The 19,795-nt window shown below is 68.6% G+C and carries 18 protein-coding genes and 1 pseudogene; 7 read left to right on the forward strand and 12 right to left on the reverse strand.

The window, feature by feature from the left end; genetic code table 11:
* Positions 1-92 precede the first annotated feature (92 nt).
* Complete coding sequence (gene entS, locus ACWEWT_RS08245) at positions 93-1,343, reverse strand: enterobactin transporter EntS (RefSeq protein WP_452557463.1); 1,251 nt, start codon at positions 1,341-1,343, stop codon at positions 93-95.
* 159 nt (positions 1,344-1,502) lie between these two features.
* Here entS and ACWEWT_RS08250 point away from each other — a divergent pair, with 159 nt between their 5' ends.
* Positions 1,503-2,606 (forward strand): FecCD family ABC transporter permease, encoded by a 1,104-nt coding sequence (locus ACWEWT_RS08250; RefSeq protein WP_452557465.1) that lies wholly within the window; start codon positions 1,503-1,505, stop codon positions 2,604-2,606.
* Positions 2,603-3,697 carry a FecCD family ABC transporter permease gene (locus tag ACWEWT_RS08255; protein WP_452557467.1) on the forward strand — a complete coding sequence of 365 codons (1,095 nt, stop codon included), beginning with the start codon at positions 2,603-2,605 and terminating at the stop codon, positions 3,695-3,697. Before ACWEWT_RS08250 ends, ACWEWT_RS08255 begins: the two co-directional genes overlap by 4 nt.
* Positions 3,698-3,735: 38 nt before the next feature.
* Here the strand turns inward: ACWEWT_RS08255 and ACWEWT_RS08260 are convergent, their stop codons facing one another.
* The gene (locus ACWEWT_RS08260; protein ID WP_452557469.1) at positions 3,736-4,578 is read right to left on the reverse strand and encodes a TIGR03620 family F420-dependent LLM class oxidoreductase; all 843 of its coding nucleotides are present in this window, start codon (positions 4,576-4,578) and stop codon (positions 3,736-3,738) included.
* Positions 4,579-4,683: 105 nt separating this feature from the next.
* On the opposite strand from ACWEWT_RS08260, the gene ACWEWT_RS08265 reads away from it, so the two are divergent.
* Positions 4,684-5,604: a LysR family transcriptional regulator gene (locus ACWEWT_RS08265; protein ID WP_452557471.1), complete on the forward strand. Its 921-nt coding sequence runs from the start codon at positions 4,684-4,686 to the stop codon at positions 5,602-5,604.
* A 63-nt stretch (positions 5,605-5,667) separates the two neighbouring features.
* Here the strand turns inward: ACWEWT_RS08265 and ACWEWT_RS08270 are convergent, their stop codons facing one another.
* Positions 5,668-6,438 (reverse strand): SDR family NAD(P)-dependent oxidoreductase, encoded by a 771-nt coding sequence (locus ACWEWT_RS08270; RefSeq protein ID WP_452557473.1) that lies wholly within the window; start codon positions 6,436-6,438, stop codon positions 5,668-5,670.
* A 168-nt stretch (positions 6,439-6,606) separates the two neighbouring features.
* Positions 6,607-7,788: a thiolase family protein gene (locus ACWEWT_RS08275; protein ID WP_452557475.1), complete on the reverse strand. Its 1,182-nt coding sequence runs from the start codon at positions 7,786-7,788 to the stop codon at positions 6,607-6,609.
* A 213-nt stretch (positions 7,789-8,001) separates the two neighbouring features.
* Between ACWEWT_RS08275 and ACWEWT_RS08280 the strand changes: the two genes are divergently transcribed.
* From ACWEWT_RS08280 to ACWEWT_RS08290, 3 genes are all read left to right on the forward strand, one after another.
* Entirely contained in the window at positions 8,002-9,222 is a 1,221-nt protein-coding gene (locus ACWEWT_RS08280) for a CaiB/BaiF CoA transferase family protein (RefSeq protein ID WP_452557477.1), read from the forward strand.
* Positions 9,223-9,247: 25 nt separating this feature from the next.
* On the forward strand, positions 9,248-9,550 hold the full coding sequence (locus tag ACWEWT_RS08285; protein WP_452557479.1) for a hypothetical protein: 303 nt from the start codon (positions 9,248-9,250) through the stop codon (positions 9,548-9,550).
* Between the two features lie 113 nt (positions 9,551-9,663).
* Positions 9,664-9,903: a hypothetical protein gene (locus tag ACWEWT_RS08290; RefSeq protein WP_452557481.1), complete on the forward strand. Its 240-nt coding sequence runs from the start codon at positions 9,664-9,666 to the stop codon at positions 9,901-9,903.
* 22 nt (positions 9,904-9,925) lie between these two features.
* Here ACWEWT_RS08290 and ACWEWT_RS08295 read toward each other — a convergent pair.
* The 7 genes and pseudogenes from ACWEWT_RS08295 to ACWEWT_RS08325 all read right to left on the reverse strand — a co-directional run.
* Positions 9,926-10,288, reverse strand: a pseudogene (locus tag ACWEWT_RS08295) (isochorismatase family protein); the annotation flags it as partial.
* 98 nt (positions 10,289-10,386) lie between these two features.
* Positions 10,387-11,394, reverse strand: a complete 1,008-nt coding sequence (locus ACWEWT_RS08300; RefSeq protein WP_452557483.1) for an aromatic ring-hydroxylating oxygenase subunit alpha — start codon at positions 11,392-11,394, stop codon at positions 10,387-10,389.
* A gap of 16 nt (positions 11,395-11,410) precedes the next feature.
* Entirely contained in the window at positions 11,411-12,325 is a 915-nt protein-coding gene (locus tag ACWEWT_RS08305) for an alpha/beta hydrolase (RefSeq protein ID WP_452557485.1), read from the reverse strand.
* Between the two features lie 36 nt (positions 12,326-12,361).
* The gene (locus tag ACWEWT_RS08310) at positions 12,362-13,558 is read right to left on the reverse strand and encodes an acyl-CoA dehydrogenase family protein (protein ID WP_452557487.1); all 1,197 of its coding nucleotides are present in this window, start codon (positions 13,556-13,558) and stop codon (positions 12,362-12,364) included.
* Between the two features lie 14 nt (positions 13,559-13,572).
* Positions 13,573-14,619, reverse strand: a complete 1,047-nt coding sequence (locus ACWEWT_RS08315; RefSeq protein ID WP_452557489.1) for an acyl-CoA dehydrogenase family protein — start codon at positions 14,617-14,619, stop codon at positions 13,573-13,575.
* Between the two features lie 27 nt (positions 14,620-14,646).
* Positions 14,647-15,480 carry an amidohydrolase family protein gene (locus ACWEWT_RS08320; protein ID WP_452557491.1) on the reverse strand — a complete coding sequence of 278 codons (834 nt, stop codon included), beginning with the start codon at positions 15,478-15,480 and terminating at the stop codon, positions 14,647-14,649.
* A gap of 3 nt (positions 15,481-15,483) precedes the next feature.
* The gene (locus tag ACWEWT_RS08325) at positions 15,484-17,109 is read right to left on the reverse strand and encodes an AMP-binding protein (RefSeq protein ID WP_452557493.1); all 1,626 of its coding nucleotides are present in this window, start codon (positions 17,107-17,109) and stop codon (positions 15,484-15,486) included.
* A gap of 474 nt (positions 17,110-17,583) precedes the next feature.
* Between ACWEWT_RS08325 and ACWEWT_RS08330 the strand changes: the two genes are divergently transcribed.
* Entirely contained in the window at positions 17,584-18,402 is an 819-nt protein-coding gene (locus ACWEWT_RS08330) for an enoyl-CoA hydratase/isomerase family protein (RefSeq protein ID WP_452557495.1), read from the forward strand.
* Between the two features lie 84 nt (positions 18,403-18,486).
* Here ACWEWT_RS08330 and ACWEWT_RS08335 read toward each other — a convergent pair whose 3' ends face one another.
* On the reverse strand, positions 18,487-19,722 hold the full coding sequence (locus ACWEWT_RS08335; RefSeq protein ID WP_452557497.1) for a cytochrome P450: 1,236 nt from the start codon (positions 19,720-19,722) through the stop codon (positions 18,487-18,489).
* Positions 19,723-19,795: the final 73 nt, after the last annotated feature.

The following is a 19,795-nucleotide window of genomic DNA, read 5'->3' on the forward strand; positions in this document are numbered from 1 at the left end:
GCAAGCCTTACCTAATGATGGCAACCCCTTTGCGCGGATTCGACCGATTCACCTCGACGGTAGGACGTTCGCCACCAACGTTTTTCGCGCTATCAGACCCGGTCGTCGACGACCGTGTCGACCCGGTCCGCCGCGACGAGGCTCGCGCGGCGCAGCTGTGGCATCCGCACGATCAGCACGACCGTCGCCGCGACACTGAGGACACCGCCGAGTACCGGAACCGCGGACACCGGAAGTACCCGCGCCAGCAGACCCGCCGTCATATTGCCCGTACCGGGTGCCACGATCGCCTGCGCCAGCCACAACCCGCCGACCCGGCCCTGCAGCCGGTCGGGTGTGCGGTTCTGCAACAACGCGCGCCGCACGATCTCGGAGATGGTGTCGGCCAGACCCGCGACGGCCAGCGCCACCAGAGCCAGCCACAGCGAGGCGGTCAGCCCGACACAGGCGATGGCGGCACCCCAGACGAGCACCGCCCCGGTGAGTACCGTTCCGGTACCGGTGACCCGCCCGGCCCAACCGCTGGCCAGGGCACCCAGCAGGGCGCCGACCGCGGGTGCGGCGTACAGCAGTCCCACCGTCTGCGGACCGCCACCGAAATGTTCCGCGGCCAGCTCCGGGAACAGCACGTACGGCATAGCGAGAACCATTGCCAGCGTATCGATCAGCAGTACGCCGCCGACCACCCGATCGCGGCGGACGAACGCGAAACCTTCGAGCATCGCCTGCACCGGTCGCGGACTCTCACCCGCATCCGGCGGCATCGGGGGCAGGAAACACAACAGCACGGCACTGATCGCGAAACACACCGCGTCGGCGGCGAAGCACACCGCCAAGCCCGGACCGGCGGCGACCATTCCGGCGACGGCGGGACCGATCACCGCGCCGAACTGAGTCGCGAGAGCGGTCAATGCCGCGGCACCCGCGAGGCTTCCCGGCCCGACCAGCGACGGGACGATCGCGAGTAGCGCGGGACCGCCCAGTCCGTTGATACCACCCGCGGTCACCGCGGCGGCGTACACCACCCACAGCTTCGGATCGGGGAGCAGGGCGTTCACCGCGAGGACCGCGAAGACGATCACCACGGCCGCCCGCGCCGCGACCACGATCGTGCGGCGGTCGGCCCGATCCGCGAGCACTCCGCCGGTCAGCATCCCGGCCAGCAGCGAAATCCCGAACACGAACGCCACCGCGCCGACCTGCAGCGAGGAACGGGTGATCTCGTATACCTGCAGATTCACCGCCACCACGGTGAGATTCGTGCCGAGCATCGAAATCGCCTGGGCGGCAAAGACCAAACGGAATTGCGGAACGGCCCGCAGCGGGGTGATGTCGACAACCATGTCTCCCAGGCGCACGAGCCCTCCCACATCCAGCCTCGATTTTGAAAAGCCTATCCTAAGTTTGGGTCACAATGGGGTGGCCGCTCTCCGCGGCCGCTACCGACGGGCTCATCCGACTCGAGCCCGGTTTCGCCGCAACGGCGCGAGAGGAGTCCACGTATGCGGGGCACTACATCGAGTCCGCGCTCCGGGATACCGGGCCCGGAAGCCACCTCGGCGGCCGGTTCCGCCGACCCTGCCGACTCGGCCGTTCGCCGATTCCTGTCCCGCAATCGAACCCAGTTGACCGGCGGCGCGATACTGTTCGCGCTCTTGGTCGCGAGTTGCCTGCTGAGTATCTCCCTGGGGGCGAAACCGATCGCGATCGACGGTGTGTGGCACGCGCTCGTCACACCGACCGGCAGCGAGGACGATACGATCGTCCGGGACCTGCGGCTACCCCGCACACTCATCGGCGCGCTGGTGGGGGCCGCGCTCGGCCTGGCCGGCGCGCTGACCCAGGCGCACACCCGGAACCCCATCGCCGATCCCGGCATCCTCGGGATCACCCAGGGCGCCGGATTGGCCGTTGTCCTCGCGACCTACGCGTTCGGTATCACCACCCTCTACGGATTCATCTGGTTCGGTTTCGCCGGGGCCGCACTGGGCGCCGGCGCCGTTTTCGCGGTCGGATCCATGGGCCGGAGCGGACCCACGCCGTTGACCCTCGTCCTGGCAGGCGCCGCGATCAGCGCACTGCTCCAGGCGATCACCTTCGCGCTCGTGCTCGTGGACCAGCGGAGTCTGGACACTTTCCGATTCTGGAAGGTCGGTTCCATCGCGGTCGCCGGTTTCACCATGGTGTGGCAGGTGCTGCCGTTCCTGTTGATCGGCCTCGCCGTCGGTCTCGCCGGCGCCGCGGGGCTGAACGCACTGGCCCTCGGCGACGATATGGCACGCGCACTCGGACACCGGATCCGGCGAGTTCGCGGCCTGGGCCTGGCCGCGATCACCATCCTGGTCGGCGCGAGCGTGGCGGTCTGCGGGCCGATCGGTTTCGTGGGATTGGTGGTCCCGCACGCGGTCCGGGTGGTGACCGGCCCCGACTATCGGGTGTTGCTCCCCTTCTCCGCACTGGCCGGCGCGATCCTGGTCCTGGTGGCCGATACCGCCGGCCGGCTCGTCGCCCGTCCCGGCGAGGTCGAAGTCGGTGTCATGCTGGCGTTGATCGGCGCTCCGTTCTTCATCTACCTGGTCCGACGCCGGAAGTTGGTGCGCCTGTGAACCGCAATCGGACCGCGCAGCCGATACGGGCCGCGCTGCTCCCCCCGGAGCACAGGGCGGTGCGGATCGGACGGCTCTCCCTGGTGCTGCGCCCCGGCATGCTGCTCGTGCTGGGTATCGCGACGGTATTGCTCGCCGTTTTGTTCGTGCTCTGTCTCGGTCTGGGCACCTTCACGATCGCGCCCGCCGAGGTGGTCGGGGTCCTCCTCGGCGGCGGCCATCCGGCGGATCGCCTGGCCGTGCTGGAACTACGGTTACCCCGCGCGGTTTCCGCCCTGCTCGTAGGCGCCGCACTGGGACTTTCCGGCGCGATCGTGCAAACGGTCGCCCGTAACCCCCTGGCGAGCCCGGACACGCTGGGTGTCACCTGGGGTGCCGGGGCCGCGGTGACCGCCGCCATCGTCCTCGGCGGAACCACCGGGGCGGTCCTGGAGACGCTCGGACTCCCGCTGACCGCGCTCGCCGGCGGACTCCTGGCCGGGCTGCTGGTATTCGGCCTCACCTATCGAGAAGGGCTCGACTCGCTACGGTTGCTGCTCGTGGGCGTCGGTGTCACGACCATCGCGTCGAGCGCCACGGTATGGCTCCTCAGCGCCGGCGAGGTCAACGACGCCGGACGGGCGCTGGTCTGGCTCACCGGCAGCCTCAACGGAGTGAGCTGGGACGCCACCCTGGCCCTCGCGCTCGCGCTCGTATTGCTCGTGCCACCGTCGCTGCTCTTCTCCCGGTTGCTCGACATCATGCAGTTCGACGACGACAATGTCCGGACCCTGGGCGTCCGGCTGGATATCGCCCGGGCCGTCACCCTGCTGGTGGCGATCGCCCTCGCGGCGATCGCCACTGCCGTATCGGGGCCGATCCAGTTCGTCGCGCTCTGCGGCCCGCAGATCGCATTACGCCTGGCGAGGTCGCCGCGACCGCCACTCGCCCTGTCCATGGTCCTGGGCGCGGCGCTCGTCCTGGCCGCCGATCTCGTCTCCCGGACCGCTTTCGGCAGCGCGGAAATACCTGTCGGCATCGTCACGGCGGTACTCGGCGCTCCCTATCTGATCTACCTCATCGTCCGGAAGAGCCGCGAGAGCCGCAATTGAGGGGAATCCGGGTGGCGGCCGTGCACCGGATACCCGGCTCATCGTGGTGTGTGCGCGCCGGGGAACGCCTCCGCCACACCCAGGAGGGTGGTGATCGGGTCGGCGCCCAGCGGGTAGACGCCCACATGGTCCGCTCCGGCGTCCAGGTGTGCGGTGAGCCGCGCGGCGACCGTGGCGGGGTCCCCGTGCGCGGTGAGCGCGTCGATCAGTTCGTCACTGCCGGAGTCGGCGAGATCGGCGTCGGTGCAGCCGAGCCGGCGCAGGTTGTTCGCGTAGTTGGCGACTCCGAGTGCCTGTCCCGGCGGACCGGATCGGGCGGTCGCCCGGGCCCGCTCGCGCTCGGCGTCGAGTACCACGAAATGACCCGGTAGCAGCAACCGGTCCGCGCCGAGAATCGCCCTGGCGCCGCGCGTATGGGCGGCCGGGACCATGCAGGGGACGGTGCCCGCGGTGCGGTCGCGAGCCAGTCGCAGCATCCGCGGGCCCAGCGCCGCCAGGACGATCCGCTCCGCGGGTACACCGGCGCCGCCGAGCACGTCGAGGTAGGAGACGAGTGTGTCGTAGGGCGAGGCGTACTCGGTATCGGTCTCACGGTGGCCGATACCGACGCCGAGCAGGAACCGGCCGGGATGTGCGGCCTCGAGGCGGTGGTAGGAGGCCGCGACCGTTTCCGGGGCGGCGGTCCATACGTTCACCACGCTGGTCGCGACGGTCATCCGGGTCGTGGCCTCGAGCAGTCGCTGGACCAGCGCCAGGTCGGCGGGCGGCGACGCGTCCAGCCACAGCGTGCCGTAACCGGCTTCCTCCAGCAGCCGGGCATCCGGCGGGGTCACCTCGTGCTCGCGTAGATGTGCGCCGAGCAGTCCCGATTCGATAGTCATACAACGACTTCAGCAGGCCGGCGGAGGGGCGACCAGACCCGGAACGCATGCGCAGCGATAAGCTGCGCTTATCGTCCACGATGTCGAGTCCGGCAGGAGGATGCGATGGAACTGCGGGCGCTGCGGTACTTCGTGACGGTGGCCGAGGAACTGCATTTCGGCCGGGCGGCCGAACGACTGCGTATCGCGCAACCCGCGGTCAGCCAGCAGATCGCCCGGCTGGAACGGGAATTGGGCGTCCGGCTGCTCGAACGTTCGCCCCGCCGGGTCCGGCTCACCGCGGCGGGCGCCCGGGTCCTCGATGCCGCGCGGACGGCGCTCGCGGCGGCCGAACATGTCCGGCTCGCGGCACAGCCGCCCGCCGGTTCCCTGCGAATCGGCGCCGCCGCCGGACTCACCACCCGGCTGGAACACGGAATCGACGCACTGCGCACTGCCGGCTCACCGTTCGAGGTCGTGCTGGTCGATCTCCCGCTCACCGCTCGCCTCAACGCCCTGCGCCGGGGCGAACTCGATCTGGTGCTGGCCCGCGGCGAACCCACCGAACCGGGACTCACGGCGATCCCGACCTGGACCGAACCGCTCGTGGCGATCGTATCCGCCCGGCACCCACTCGCCCACCGTGGCGCGGTCGGGCCGCGTGAACTGGCCGGCGGCGCGTTGCGGATACCCGCGCGCCGGCACGACCGCCATCTGCACGACGCGGTATCCGGCGCCGTGCACGGATCGGAACTCCGGCTCGGGCGTCCCGCGGGCGCGGCGCAGGACACGGCCGTCGAAGTCGGCTCCGATCCGCACACGTGGACGGTCCTGCCTGCCGATCAGGTCACCGAGATCGCCTCCACCCGGGTGGTGGTGATACCGCTCGACCCTCCGGTGACGATCACCGGCTCTGTCCTCGTCCCCGAGAACGGCCCCGGGCACGCCGCGCGGTGCGCCGCCCCCGCGTTCGGGGGCGCGCTGACCGACCCACCACCACTACTGGCCCCCTACGACGCTGCCGGCCGGAATCCGATCGGCCGATAGTCGCCGCAGGATACGCGCTGGCGTGGGAGCCCGATCGGCTCCGATATGCGCCTGTTCGGCGACTCAACGGGGCTGGAAACGCTGCGCGCCGTCGATCCGCACGACCTCCCCGTTCATATAGGGATTCTCCAGCAGATGCTGGGCCAGGTTCGCGTATTCGCCCGGCGTACCCAAACGTTTCGGGAACGGTACCGTCGAAGCGAATTTCGCCAGGCCCTCTTCCCCGATCAACTCCATGATCGGAGTCAGCATGGTGCCGGGAGCTATGCTGTTGAGGCGGATCCCGAGCGAGCTGAGATCCCGCGCGCCGGTCAGCGTCAGGGCGACAACGCCCCCTTTGGCCGCCGAATACGCCGACTGCCCGATCTGCCCCTCGTACCCGGCGATCGAACTCGTCATCACGATCGCGCCACGTTCACCGTTCGGCTTCGGCTCCAGTGTCGCCATCCGCGCCGCGGCCAACCGCAGCACGTTGTAGGTCCCGGTGAGATACAGCGCGACGGTGTCGGTGAAACCCTTCAGGGTGTGCGGGCTGCCGTCGCGGTTCACCACCTTCTCGAGTACTCCGAAGCCACCATGGGCGATCACCGAGTAGCGTAATTCGCCCAATTCCGCCGCGGTGTCCAGCGCCGCGTTCACCGCATCCTCGTCCAGCACATCGGTGCGCACGTAGACGGCCTTGTTGCCCAACTCGTCGGCCAGCTCCCGGGCCTTCTCGTCGGCGACGTCGGCGATGACCACCGCCGCTCCGGCGCCGTGCAGCCGGCGTACGGTAGCGGCTCCGAGTCCGCCGGCGCCGCCGGTCACCAGGACGACTTCTCCCTCGAACGACACGAGGTTCTCCTTACTCTTCGGGGTCGACGGACTCTCCGGGATCGACAGGTGAGGATCCGGTGTACCGGAGGCGTGCACGCACCGTTCAGGTACCGGTCCACTCGGGAGGTCGCTTCTCCGCTGATCGTGATCACCAGCGTGCGGCCGGGGACGCGGATGGCGGCGATATCAGACCTCGAGCACCAGGGCACCGCCCATACCGCCACCGGCGCACATCGCGGCGACACCGATACCGCCACCGCGGCGGCGCAGTTCGTAGATCAGCGTGGTCACCATGCGGGCACCGCTGGCCGAGATCGGGTGCCCCAGGCTGCATCCGCTGCCGAAGAAATTCACGCGTTCCGCGTCGAGCCCGTACTCGCGGCAGGCGGCGATCGGCACCGAGGCGAAGGCTTCGTTGATCTCCCACAGCGCCACATCCGCGACGCCGAGCCCGGCCCGCTGCAGGACTTTGCCGATCACCTGCACCGCACCCAGTCCGGTATCCCGTGGCGCCACCCCGATATTGGCCCAGGCGCGCACCGTCGCCATCACCTCGAGCCCTTCCGCGGCGGCGTAATCGTCGCCTACCAGCGCCACCGCGGCACCGGCATCGTTGATACCGCTGCTGTTCCCGGCGGTGATCGAGAATCCGTCGATTTCGGGATGCAGTACCGGCAGCGCGGCCAGGCGCTCCAGCGTCGTATCGCGGCGCGGATGCTCGTCCACCGCGAAATCCATCACCGTGCCGTCGGCCCGGGTGACCTTCAGCGGCACGATCTCGTCCACGAACTTCCCGGCTTCGATGGCGTCACAGGCGCGCTGATGTGACCGCAGCGCCCACGCGTCCATCTCCGCCCGGGTGATACCGGCCGCCTTCGCGGTGTTCCAGCCCACCGTGACCGACATATCCATGGTCGGGGCGTCGGGAGTCTCCGGATGCGACGGCGGAATCCAGGGTTCGGCGAACCGCGTCTCCGGCCCCGAGTCCGGGACTCGCCACTTCATCAGCGGGGCGGTGGACAGCGACTGCACACCGCCCGCGACGAGTACCCGCTCCATATCGGATCGGATATGCGCGGCGGCGTTGGCGATCGCGGTGAGACTGCCCGCGCAGTGCCGGTTGACCGCCTGACCCGGGACGTTCTCGATCCCGCAGGCCACCGCCGCGTGGCGGGCCAGATCGCCACCGCCGTAATTCAATTCCGCGAACACCACATCGTCCACCGCGCCGGGCCGCAGACCGGCCCGGCGGACCACTTCCGGCAGCACGGTGGTCGCGAGGGTTTCGGTCGGCACATTCGCCAGGGCGCCTTTGAACGAGCGCCCGATCGCTGTTCTGACGGCGCCGACGACGACGGGTTCGGCCATATCTCTCGACCTCTGCTCGAGCCACATACGTGATGTAGCGGTGTGCATCGTGGATGTCTTCCAACAGTATTACATACAGTAACAACTACAGGAACCCAGGGAGCACTCGCGGCGCCCTCCCGCCTTGCCACCGTCAACACCATCCAGGATGATCAACTGTAATCATTACCGTATAGTTCTACACGACAGCTGCTCGTTCGGAAGGGAGCACCGATGACCGGTCTGCTCGACGGTGTCAGAGTGGTCGAATTGGCCTCGTGGACGTATGTGCCCAGCGCGGGTGCGGCATTGGCGGACTGGGGTGCCGATGTGATCAAGGTCGAGGACACCCGCGGTGGCGATCCGTGCCGGAATCTGGTCGTCGGCGGACTGACCGTCGAGGATTCCCCGGTACAGGCCAGTTTCATGATGGAGATCGGCAATCACGGCAAACGCAGTATCGGCGTGGACATCAAATCCGAGCTCGGCCGCGGGATCCTGGCCGCGCTGCTCGCCCAGGCCGATGTTTTCCTCACCAACTGGCTGCCGGGCCCCCTCGAACGCGCCGGTCTCACGATGGAGCGCCTACGCGAAGCGAATCCCACCATGATCATCGCCCGGGGTAGCGGTCACGGCAGCCGCGGCCCGGAGCGGGACCGGGGCGGCTTCGACGCGGCCAGCTACCTGGCCCGCGCCGGTGTCGCCTACGCACTGAGCCCGCCGGACACCGAATATCCGGTGAGCCAGGGACCGGCCTTCGGCGACCTCCAGGGCGGTATCACCCTGGCCGGCGGAATCACGGCGGCACTGTTCCACCGCGAACGGACCGGGCACGCACCGGTCGTGGACAGTTCGCTGCTCGCCCAGGGCATGTGGGCCGTGGCCCCGGATATCTCGGCCGCGGACTACTACGGCGTCGATCGGATCCCCGCCGGGCCGGCGGGGTCGGCGCTGAACCCCGCTGTGAACCGGTACCGCACTCGCGACGGCCGCTGGGTCCAGCTGATGTTCCTGCAGACCGATCGCTACTGGAAGGGCTTCTGCGACCGGATCGGTCGGCCCGAGCTCGGCACCGACGAACGATTCGTACCGCTGGCGAACCTGGTACTGCACCAGGAGGCCGCCACCACCGAACTGCGCAAGATCTTCGCCGAACGCGATCTGGCCGAGTGGCAGCGGATGCTCGCCGACGAACCGGGCGTATGGGCGACGATCGCCAGCCCACAAGAGGTCCTCGACGATCCCCAGGTCGCGGCGAACGGCTATCTGATGTCGGTGCGCGACGATGCCGGCCGCGACTACCGCACCGTCGCCGCCCCGGTGCAGTTCGACCAGACTCCCGCCCCGCCGAGCAGGGCCCCGGCCTACGGCGAGCACACCGAGACGATCCTGCTGGAACTCGGTATGGACTGGGACGAGATCATCGCCGCCAAGGACGCGGGAGCGATTCTGTGACCGGAACGTACCGGGAGGAACCATCGTGATCGAGAGCGGCAGCCGATTGGAGAGCCAGGTCTGTCAGACGCAGGTGATCGTCATCCGCGCCACCGGCGCGCCGGCCGGGCTGTGCTGTGGGGGCGCGCCCATGGTCGCCCTCGGTACCGCGAAACCGGCCGGTGCGGTGCTCGATCCCGCATTCGCCGGGGGCACCGGCATCGGCAAGAGATATGTCCACGAGAGCGGCGCGGAAATCCTGGTAACCCGCGGGGGCGCGGGCACCCTCAGTGTGGATACGGTGCCGCTCGCGATCAGAGCCGCGAAACCGCTCCCGGCGAGCGACTGACCGTCCTCGCCCGCGGATCGGCCGAGCCCCCGGCACCGGCTGTCGGGAAAAGTAGTTCGGTACAGCGGCATCGGATAAACTGGCGGTCCGCATGTCCTGGGGAGGGAGCCGATATGCCGGAGCTGAAGAAGATTCTCCGCGAGACGGCCTGTGCTCTCCCCGCCGCCCTGGTTGTCGCCGCGGTCCTCGTCGTGGGGTTCGGATTCGACGGCATCTGGGTGAACGTGGTGTCGGTGGCGGCGGGGATCGTGCTGGGCCGGGTGGTCGAGGGTGGTGTCGTGCTGATCCGCGCCTATCGCGCCGGCGCGGCGCGCTCACCCGTGGATCCCGGTGCCGGTTCCCCCGGCGCCTGATCGCCCGGTTCCCGCGCGATCGTCATCCCCTCCAGATATCGAGCAGTTCCCGCGTGGAAGTGACCGTGGCCAGTAGTGACAGGGTGTTGTCGAGCATCGCGGTGCCGTACGCGGCCGGCACGCCGGCCACCGCGTCCCGGGGTAGCACCACCTCGTAGGCGGCGTTCACCGCGTCCATGACCAGGTTCGGGATGGCCACATTCAGTGACACACCCACCGCGACGATCGTCGAAACACCCAGGTTGCGCAGCACCGCGTCGAGGTCGGTGCCGCCCATGGGCCCGAGACCGTGACTCCGGGTCAGCACCAGATCCGCCGGTTCGGGCCCGAATTCGGGGAGCAACCGCGCGCCGGGGCTGCCCGGAGTGATATCGACTCCGCGCCCTGGCACTCCTGAGTGACCAGCGCGGTGCGCGCCGGGTCCACCAGATCGCGCAGGGCCCGCTCACCCACGATCGGTTACGCGGCCGTAGCCCGGGAGCATCACGGGTGACCGGCCTGCACGGGCGGGACATCGTAGAACTGTTTCGCCCACTTGCGCAGGGACAGATACGGTTCGGCGTCCTTCGGTGACAGCGGCGCATGCTCGACGTACTTCTGGTATCGCCAGATGCTCAGGTCCTCCCATACGGTGACCAGGAACTGCCGCTCCACCCGTTCCCGGACCTCGGGTGGCGGAACATCGGACTCGTCGCGTGGATTCCTGGGCCACCAGATCGAGTAGAACAGATCCGAACATTCGTCGTCGACGGGCGTGGTCGCGAAGATCAGCCGGTGGTCGGACGACCCTTCGAATGCGCTGATGGAGCCGCCGAGGCCGAACATCTCGGCGTGGATCTTCAGCGCCATCCGGTCCGGATCGGCACTGCGGGCATCGGGCCAGCCGGTGCGGAACGACCAGATGTGCCCCTGCGCGGCGTAGTCCAGCATCCGCGGAGTGACGGTGGCGCCGTGGACGTACTCGAAATGCAGGCTGTCCGGACCGTTCTCCAGGACGACCTGTGGATGCACCGGTTCCCGCTCGGTTCTGCGCGAGAATTCGGGATAGGGGCGGTAGTAGCCGGCCGGATCACCACCGAGCTCGGGGAACATCCGCAGGATATCCGGCATCTCCCAGTGCGGCGCCTTCCCGTCGGGGTGATGCCACATGAATACGCAGCCGTTCTGCTCGTTCACCGGGTAGACCCGCAACCGGAGGCCACGGTTGACGCGGTCCTCACCGGGTATCCTGCGGTTGCGCCCGTCCGGGCCCCACCGCCAGCCGTGGAACGGGCATTCGACGCAGTCGCCGACCACCTTGCCGCCGTGGCCGATATGCGCGCCGAGGTGGCGGCAGTGGCCGGTGAGGATATGCAGAACGCCCGCTTCGTCGCGGTAGGCCACCAGGTCCTCGCCGAAATAGCGCAGGGGCCGCACCTCGCCGAGCGGGAACTCGGCGGACCAGCCGACCATGAACCAGCCGGTGACTTTCCAGGTGAATGGAACCTGCACGGGATAACTCCGATGTCTACGAGTCGGTTTCGGTGCGCACACATTCCTCGACGAACGAGAACACGCTGCGGTGGTAGGACTCGGCCGCGAAACTCACGCTCATGTTGTGCCCGGCACCGGGCTGCCGGTGCAGTACGAAGCGCGCGGACGCGGTGAAGAACCCGGTGATCTCGGTGAGCGCGGCCGGGTCGCAACGCCATACCCGTTCGTACTCGGCGTAGCTGAATCGCACCGGAACCCGTATCCCCGCGACGAGCCGGGGAAAATTCGCCGGCCAGTCCCGCACGACCGCGCTTTCGTAGGGCGGCGAAGCCGACGAGATCGCCCGTCCGCTCGCGAGTTCCGGCGGGTAGCCGGCTTCCGGATACCACAGCAGTGCCCGCACGGCGGCCCCACTACCGGTTCGGCGGACCTCCTCGATCCGGCGCAGTGCTTCCGGGTGCCCACGCCGGCCGGTGCCCGCCAGCTCGATCCCGAGCAGTGATCCACCGCGGACGTGCGCGGCCATGTGCACGGCCAGATCGCAGCCCGCGGAATGGGCCGTCACGAAGATCCCGGCGCCCCGGTGGCCCCGGCCGAGCAGCGCATCGATGGCACGATAGGTCACCTCGGCCCGGCGCTCCGGTGCGTCGAAGGCGTCCCCGTACGGCTCCGACGCACCGTATCCCGGACGGTCCAGGGCCAGCACGGTGAAACCGAGCCGGGCGCCCAGCCGCAGCAGCGAAAGCTGCGGCAATCCGGGAAAATCGAAGTAGCGCGCCGTGGTCGCGCCGCCGTGCACGGCGACCACGACGGCCCGGGGCCGGTCCACCGCGACGCACCGCGCCGATATCGGAATACCGTCGACCTCGACGATCCGTTCGGTGACCGGCACCGGCCGACCGGTGGCGCCGGTATCGGCGAGCGGTGTACCGGTGCGGTACCGAGGCATGTTCGCACGCTCCTTCGTCGGTTCCCGCGGAGCCCGTCAGGCGGCCTTCGGCGCGGCCGGCGACGAGTAGTGGGGCTTCCCCAGACCGAGTACGTGCTGAGCGATCATATTGCGGAACACTTCGAGGGTGCCGCCGTAGATACCGCACAGCGGCGCCCAGCGGTAGATGTACTCCGCTCCCCCGTCGTCCGCGGCGCCCTCGGTATCCGCGGGCAGCGCCGCGGCCGGGCCGAGCAGGTCCATCAGATCCGGTGCGATATCCCGCATGGCCTGCGCGATGGCCACGCGGCCGAACATATGCGGTGCGGCCAGCGCGGCCTCCATCCGGGCGACACTGCGCCCCAACCGGTACGCCACGGAGGTGTCGTCGAGCAGGCGGCTGCCGTCCGGACGCGGTCGCGCGGCCAGTGCGCCGATCCGGTCGACCGCCACCGCCATCATCGCGCCCTGGTGGGTCATGATCGATACGTCCTGCAGACCGTCGCCGGCGGCGTCCACCACGCCGTGTTCGGTGTTGAGCGGGCCCATCAGTACCGACCAGCCCGCGTTCACCGCACCGAGCCGGTATTTGTCGTCGACCCGGACATCGCTGTAGTAGACGATATTGGTGCGGTCGCCGTCGACGGTGCGGATACCCTGGATCTCGATACCGGGGGTGTCGAGCGGGACCAGGAACATGGTGAGACTCTTGTGTTTCCGCGCCTCCGGATCGGTATTGGTGATCAGGAAGACGTACTGGCAGTTGTGCGCGCCGGTGGTGAACATCTTCGCGCCGTTGATCACCCACTGATCGCCGTCACGGACCGCGCGGGTCTTACAGGTCGCCACATCGGAGCCACCCTCGGGTTCGGTATACCCGAGGCACAGCCGCACCTCGCCGGCGGCCACCCGCGGCAGGACCTCTTCCTTCAGCTCACGGGAGCCGTAGTCGCGCACCGAACCGAGCACGATCGCGGTGGTGCCCCAGGTCACCCACGGCACGCGGGCGCGCCGCTTCTCCAGGTCCCAGATGCGGCGCCGCAGCCGGTTCAGCCCGCCCTCGCCCGGCCTGTTCAGTTCCGCGGCGAGCCAGCCCTCGGCACCCATCGCCAGGTGGACACCTTCGTCGAAGTTGTCGCCGGTTTCGCGGTCCCGGCGCCGGACCTCGTCGGTGACACGGGTGTCGAGAAACGCCCGTGCCCGCTCCTGGAACGCCCGATCCTCGTCGGACAGTTCGACCAGTGAGAAATCCATGGAGGTGCTCCGTTCTAGATCTGTGCGGCGGCGTACAGTTCGGCGGCTCGCACCGCGTCGGCGGCGATGTCGCCTGCCGCCAGTGGCCAGCCCTTGGCCCGAACCAGATAGGCGCCGGCCGCGGATTCGTCGGAGACCCCGAGACCGCCCTGGACATGCACCGCCGTGGTGGCGGCCCGGGGGGCCGCCTCGGCGATGTACACGAACGCCGCCGGGGCGAGGGCCGGTTGTACGCCGGGCTCGAATTCGCGGAACCAGGCTGCGCGCCGGGTGAGATTGCGCGCGGCTTCGACCGTGACGGCGATATCGGCCAGCGGATGCGAAATACCCTGCAGCGTGGAGATCGGCACCCCCATCGTGTACCGCGTGGTGGCGAATTCCGCCGCGATACGCAGTGTTTCCTCGACCAGCCCGACCAGCGCGGCCGCCATCAGTACCCGCCATTCGTCGAGCACGCGGTCGTGCTCGGCGACCGCCGCCGCGCCGGCGGCCAATACGGTGCGCCGGTCGGCCGCGGCCGGATCGATCCAGGCCATCGGCAGCCGGCCGATATTGTCCACGCGAGCCGGACGGGTATCGAAACTCAGGCGCACGATCTCGTCGCCCGCGCGGATGACGATATGGTCGGCGACCGCCCCGGCCGGTATCAGCCGGGCACCGGCCGTTCCGGCCCCGAGCCGGGGTTCCAGCCCCATCAGCCGGCGACCCTCCACGACCGCGGTGTCACCGGTGTCCAGCATGCCCAGCCGCGCGAGCAAACGGGAGGCACAGATATGGTCGATCCACGGGACCGGGGCAATCGCACGGCCGAGTTCCTCCGCGACGAGGACCAGATCGACCAGCGTCGCACCGTCGCCGCCCACGGATTCGGGCAGCGCCATCGTGGTCGCGCCGGTACCGCACAGCCGCTCCCACAGGTTCTTGTCGAAACCGGTGGGCTCCGCCGCCCGCACCACCTCCAGCGGGCAGCGGGTTCTGAAGAATTTCGCATAGGCGGCCTGTAATTCGGACTGGTCCTCGGCGAGGCTGTAGTCCTGTCGGCGCAATTCGTAGCGATCCATTCTGCGTGCTCCTTGGTCCCGCGCGACTCAATCCCCGGCGGACCGGTCGCCGAAAAAGAAATCCTGCGCGTTCTGGTAGAGGTAGTTGTCGAGGACGTCGCCGGGCAGATCGAGGGCCCGGGTTTCCGGAACCACTCGGCGCATGGTGAGCACCGGCCAGTCGGAACCGAAGATCACCTTGTCCTTGCCCCGGGTCCGCATGAAATGGATCAGGCTGTCGGGCAGCCGTTTCGGCGACCAAGCCGAAGTCATCAGCCGCAGGTTCGGGTATTTCATGAGCAGCCGGATCGCGACGTCCCACCAGGGGTCGGCCCCGTGGATCATGCACAGGCGCAATTCGGGGAAGCGGTAGCAGACACGGTCGAGATAGATCGGGTTCTGTACCTCGCCGGGAATCGGCGGACCGGGCAGTCCGGTGTTCATACACAGCGGCAGATCCATTTCCGCGCATTTGTAGTACAGCGGGTAGTACATCGCGTCCGTAGGCGGGAACTGCCCGTCGCCCCAGAAGCTGGGTCCCATGGTGGTGTAGACGACGGGAAGATCTTTCACCAGCGCTCCGAGTTCCCGCAGGGACGACACCGGATGCCGCAGATCCACACCGTTGAGCGCGAGACCGAACCGTTCCGGATGGGCGTCGGCGAATTTCAGCGCGGTGGCCGACGGCTTCCGCATCGAATACATCAGGACGGCCTTCTCGACGCCCTGTTCGTCCATCTCGTCGAGCAGCGCACCGAGCTCCACCTGTTCGTACAGTGATTTCGGGCCCTTGAAGTAGTCGTCCCGGACCTGCAACATCCAGGCCGGCTGTTCCTGCTCGCCGAAGTGCACATTGACCAGGCAATCGATGACCTTGCGCATAGTTCAGACCTCGTTTTCCGCCGCGACCCGCGCGGTCGCGCGTCGCGACGCCCAGCGGTAATCCGGTTTCCCGTTGCCGAGCCGTCTGATCTCGGTGACGAAGATGATCTCCTTGGGCACCTTGAAGCCGGCCAGGCGCAGTTTGCAGGCATCCCGCAAGATCAGCTCGGTGACCTCCGAACCGTCCGAGATACACACCAGGGCCACGACTTCCTTCCCCCACCGCGCACTCCGCCGCCCGACGACCAGTGCGTCGTGCACGCCGGACGCGGCCCGCAGTACTTCCTCGACCTCTTCGACGAAGACCTTCTCGCCCCCGGTATTGACCACCAGCGAATCCCGGCCCAGTAGGCGCAGGCTCCCGTCGGCGGCGACCGTGGCCCGGTCACCGGGGATCGCCAGGCGCCGGCCGTCGACGACCGGGAAGGTGCGCGTCGTCGCGTCCGGGTCGTCGAAGTACCCGAGCGGTACGCGGCCGGTGCGGGCCGCCCATCCGATCTCGGTGTCCCCGGGTTCCAGGAAACGGCTGCGGTCCTGCGAGACAGCGGTTCCGCCGGCCATCGGTGCGAAGGTGTCCACCTCCGCGCCTCTGCTACTGCGGCCGTAGCCCATCCCGCCGGTCTCCGAGGAACCGTATCCTTCGACCACGGTGGCGTGTGGCAGAAGTTCGAGCAGCGCGTGCCGGTGCGCGGGATTGGTCGCGGCACCACCTGTTCCGATCGCCATGAGCGCAGCGAGGTCGTACCGGCGCGCCCGGAGTTCACGCACCAGCGGACCGGCGTAGGCATCGCCGACGATGGTCATCAGCGCGGCCCGTTCCCGCTGTGCCGCCGCCAGGGCGGTGCGGGCGTCGAACGTCATCCGGTCGTCGTAGAGCAGAATCGTCTGGCCGGCGAGCAGCCCCGCGAACGCGGTCCAGATACCGGCGGCATGGGACAGCGGGGAGACCGCGAACCATACGTATCCGGTCGCCGCCACCAGTTCCCGAAGCGGCGCCAGTGATTCGTGGTCGGCACCGTTCATCGACGATACGTACATATCGCTCTGCCGCCACAGCACACCTTTGGGGCGCCCGGTCGTACCGCCGGTGCACAGCATCACCACATCGTCGGGCGATGTCTCGATCACCCGGTCGGCGTCGCCGGCGGCCACCGCCTCCGCGAACCGCACCGCGTCCGGTCGCTCGTCGACATCACTACCGTCGTCCACCGAGATCAGCAGCCGCACATCGGCGGGTACGGCGGCGGCGACCACCGGCCCGAACGAGCGGTGGTAGACGACGGCGCTCGGCCGGATATAGGCGAGCAGGTCGGCGATCTCGTGCTGGGTGTAGTGATGATTGACGTTCACCGGCACCGTACGCGCCTTCATACAGCCGATCATCACGTCGAGGTACCGGTCGTTGCGCATGATGAGCGCGACCCGGTCCTGGCCGCATTCCCAGCGGGCCAGCCGTTCGCGCGGCGTATGCGCGCCGAGCCCGCGGGCCGCGAGGAAATCGGCGAACCGGCGGGTCAGCACGGCGGAGTCGGCGAAGGTGGTCCGGCGACCGCCGCAGATGGTCATGGTGCGGTCGCCGGCCGCGGAGGCGACCGCGTCGAATACGGCGCCGATACTCCATTCGGTCACCGGGGACCTCCGGAGGCGAGGACCGGCCGGCCGCCCACTCGGCGACCGTATTGCGGCGCCGGTACACCGTCGGATCCGTCCACCTGCCACCTCCATTGCCGCGCACTCCCGCACACCTGATAGTTGCATCTACTGTATAGCTATCAGTACTGCTTGGCGCAAGGTTTACCGAATACCCGGCGAGACCGCACCACCGGATCGACCGGAAGCGACGTCGCACCCGGCGACGGCACCGGACCCGGGCCGACAGGCAGCCGTCGGCCGGAATCCACACCCGCCGCCACTCCACCGCGACCGCGGATCAGCAGCCGGGACACCGGAAGCGGCGGGGAGGACGGAGCAGCGGATGAGCGGCGGGGCGGGCAGGTCGCACCCACCGTCGGCGAACATCACCGACCCAGCTTTGGTCACTCTTACGGTATGGTCAACGGTATAGCCGGATCGACTGGACACCCAGAAAGACGCGGGAGAGCAGTGAGCGACGATATCCAGGCATCACCCTCGGCGGGAACAGTCCACCGCGACCAGGACGGTCCGGTGCTGCGACTGACCATCGACCGGCCGGCGCGGCGGAACGCGCTGGCGCCGGGGATGATCACCGAACTGATCGACGCGCTCACCCGGGCGGCGACCGACGAAAGCCTGCGAGTGGTGCATATCGAGGGCACCGGCGCCGATTTCTGCTCCGGCGTGGACTGGGTGGCCACCAACAGCGACGAGCGGCGACCCCGCACCGGCGACCTGGTACGCCGGATCCCCCATACCGCCAACCGGCTGATCGAGCTCGTGCACACCATCCATCTCCCCGTGGTGTGCACCGTGCGCGGCTGGGCGGCCGGGATGGGGTGCAACCTCGCCCTCGCCGCCGATTTCACCGTCGCCGCCGGCGACGCCGTGTTCTGGGAACCGTTCCTGAGCCGCGGCTTCAGTCCCGATACCGGGTCGACCTGGCTGCTGCCGCGCCTCGTGGGCCTCGCCCGGGCCAAACGTATGCTGCTGCTCGGCGAGAAGGTCGCCGGTAGCGACGCGGCCGGGTGGGGACTCATCCACGAGGCGTGCGCACCGGAAGATCTCGACCGGAACAGCTCAGCGCTGGTCGGCCGGCTCGCCGCCGCCCCCACCGTCGCGCTGGGGCTGAGCAAACAGGCCGTCCACGACAACCTGGGCGCGAGCCTGCCCCGGGCGCTGAGCCACGAACTGCTGACCCTCGAACTCGCTTGCCGTACTGCGGACTTCAAGGAGGGGCTGGCCGCGTTCCGGGAGCGCCGGGCGCCGCGGTTCCGAGGTCGCTGACGATCCGGCGGCTCCCGCCTGTCCGGAAAGTCCCCCGGCAGCGCCACGATGCGAACGCCGCCGGAGACCGCCGGGCCGAGGTTCTCAGGTGAGCGAGAAGCGGATCGGCAGATGCTTGAGCCCGCCGACGAAGGTCGTCGCGATCAGCTCGGGCTCGCCGGCCGGCTCGGCCGACGACAGTCGCGGCAGCAGTTCGGCGAAGAATTTGCCGACCTCCATCCGGGCCAGCGCCGCACCCAGGCAGAAATGGATACCGAATCCGAACGCCACATGTTTGTTGGGTTCGCGGTGGATATCGAACCGGAACGGGTTGTCGAAGACTTCCTCGTCCCGGTTCGCCGATACGTAGGACAGCAGCAGCGAATCCCCCTCCGCGATCGGTACGCCGTGCACAGCGGTGTCCCGCGCCGCGGTCCGCATGAACGCTTTCACCGGGGTGACCCAGCGGATCATCTCCTCGGTGGCCTGCGGCACGAGACCGAGGTCGGCGCGCAGCTCCGCGCGCTGTCCCGGATGTTCGACCAGGGCGCGCATACCGCCCGCGATCGTGGCGCTGGTGGTGTCGTGCCCGGCGGTGGCGATGATCGCGTAGTAGGACATGGTGTCGATATCGGACAGCGGTTCGCCGTCGATCGTCGCGTTGGCGACGGCGGAGGCGAGATCGTCGGTCGGATCGGCCCGTCGCGAATCGGTCAATGTCTTGAAGTAGGCGAACATTTCCGCCAGCGCGTTCATCGTCTCGGTTTCCGAGATCGTGCGCTTGTACTCGTCGTCGTCGCTTCCGATCAGTTCCTGCGTGAGCTTGCGCATCAGCGGGAAATCGCATTCGGGAACGCCGAGCAGCGACATGATCACATACAGCGGGTAGTCGACCGCGATCTCCTGCACGAAATCGCATTCACCGCCGGTATCGCGCATCCGGTCGACGAAACGGACGGCGAGCTGTTCGATCCGCTCACCCATCGCGCGCATGGACTTGGGGCTGAACCAGTCCGCGGCGATCGCCCGCACGACCCGGTGCTGCGGATCGTCCATGTGGATCAGCGTCCGGATACCGGCCGCGGCCTGCATCTCGTCCGAGGCGGCCGGCATCAGCACCGGCCGCGGCCAGTTCGTGAACACCCGGTGGGCACGTTCCACGGCCATGACATCGGCGTGTTTGGTGATCGCCCAGAACGGCTCGTAGGACGGTACGTCCACCAGCGATACCGGGGTATTCGCCCGCAGCGAGCTCAGCGCGGTGTGCAATCGCACCTCGTCGGTGTAGGCGGCCGGGTCCGCAAGTACCTTCGCGGCATCATCGACGATCGGCATGCTCATATGCGGTTCTTCCGTTCCGTATGTTCGTAACGCTCCTGGTCGGACCCCGTAGCCGACGGCCGGTCCGGCGCGT

It is taken from the genome of Nocardia sp. NPDC003963, from assembly GCF_053605105.1.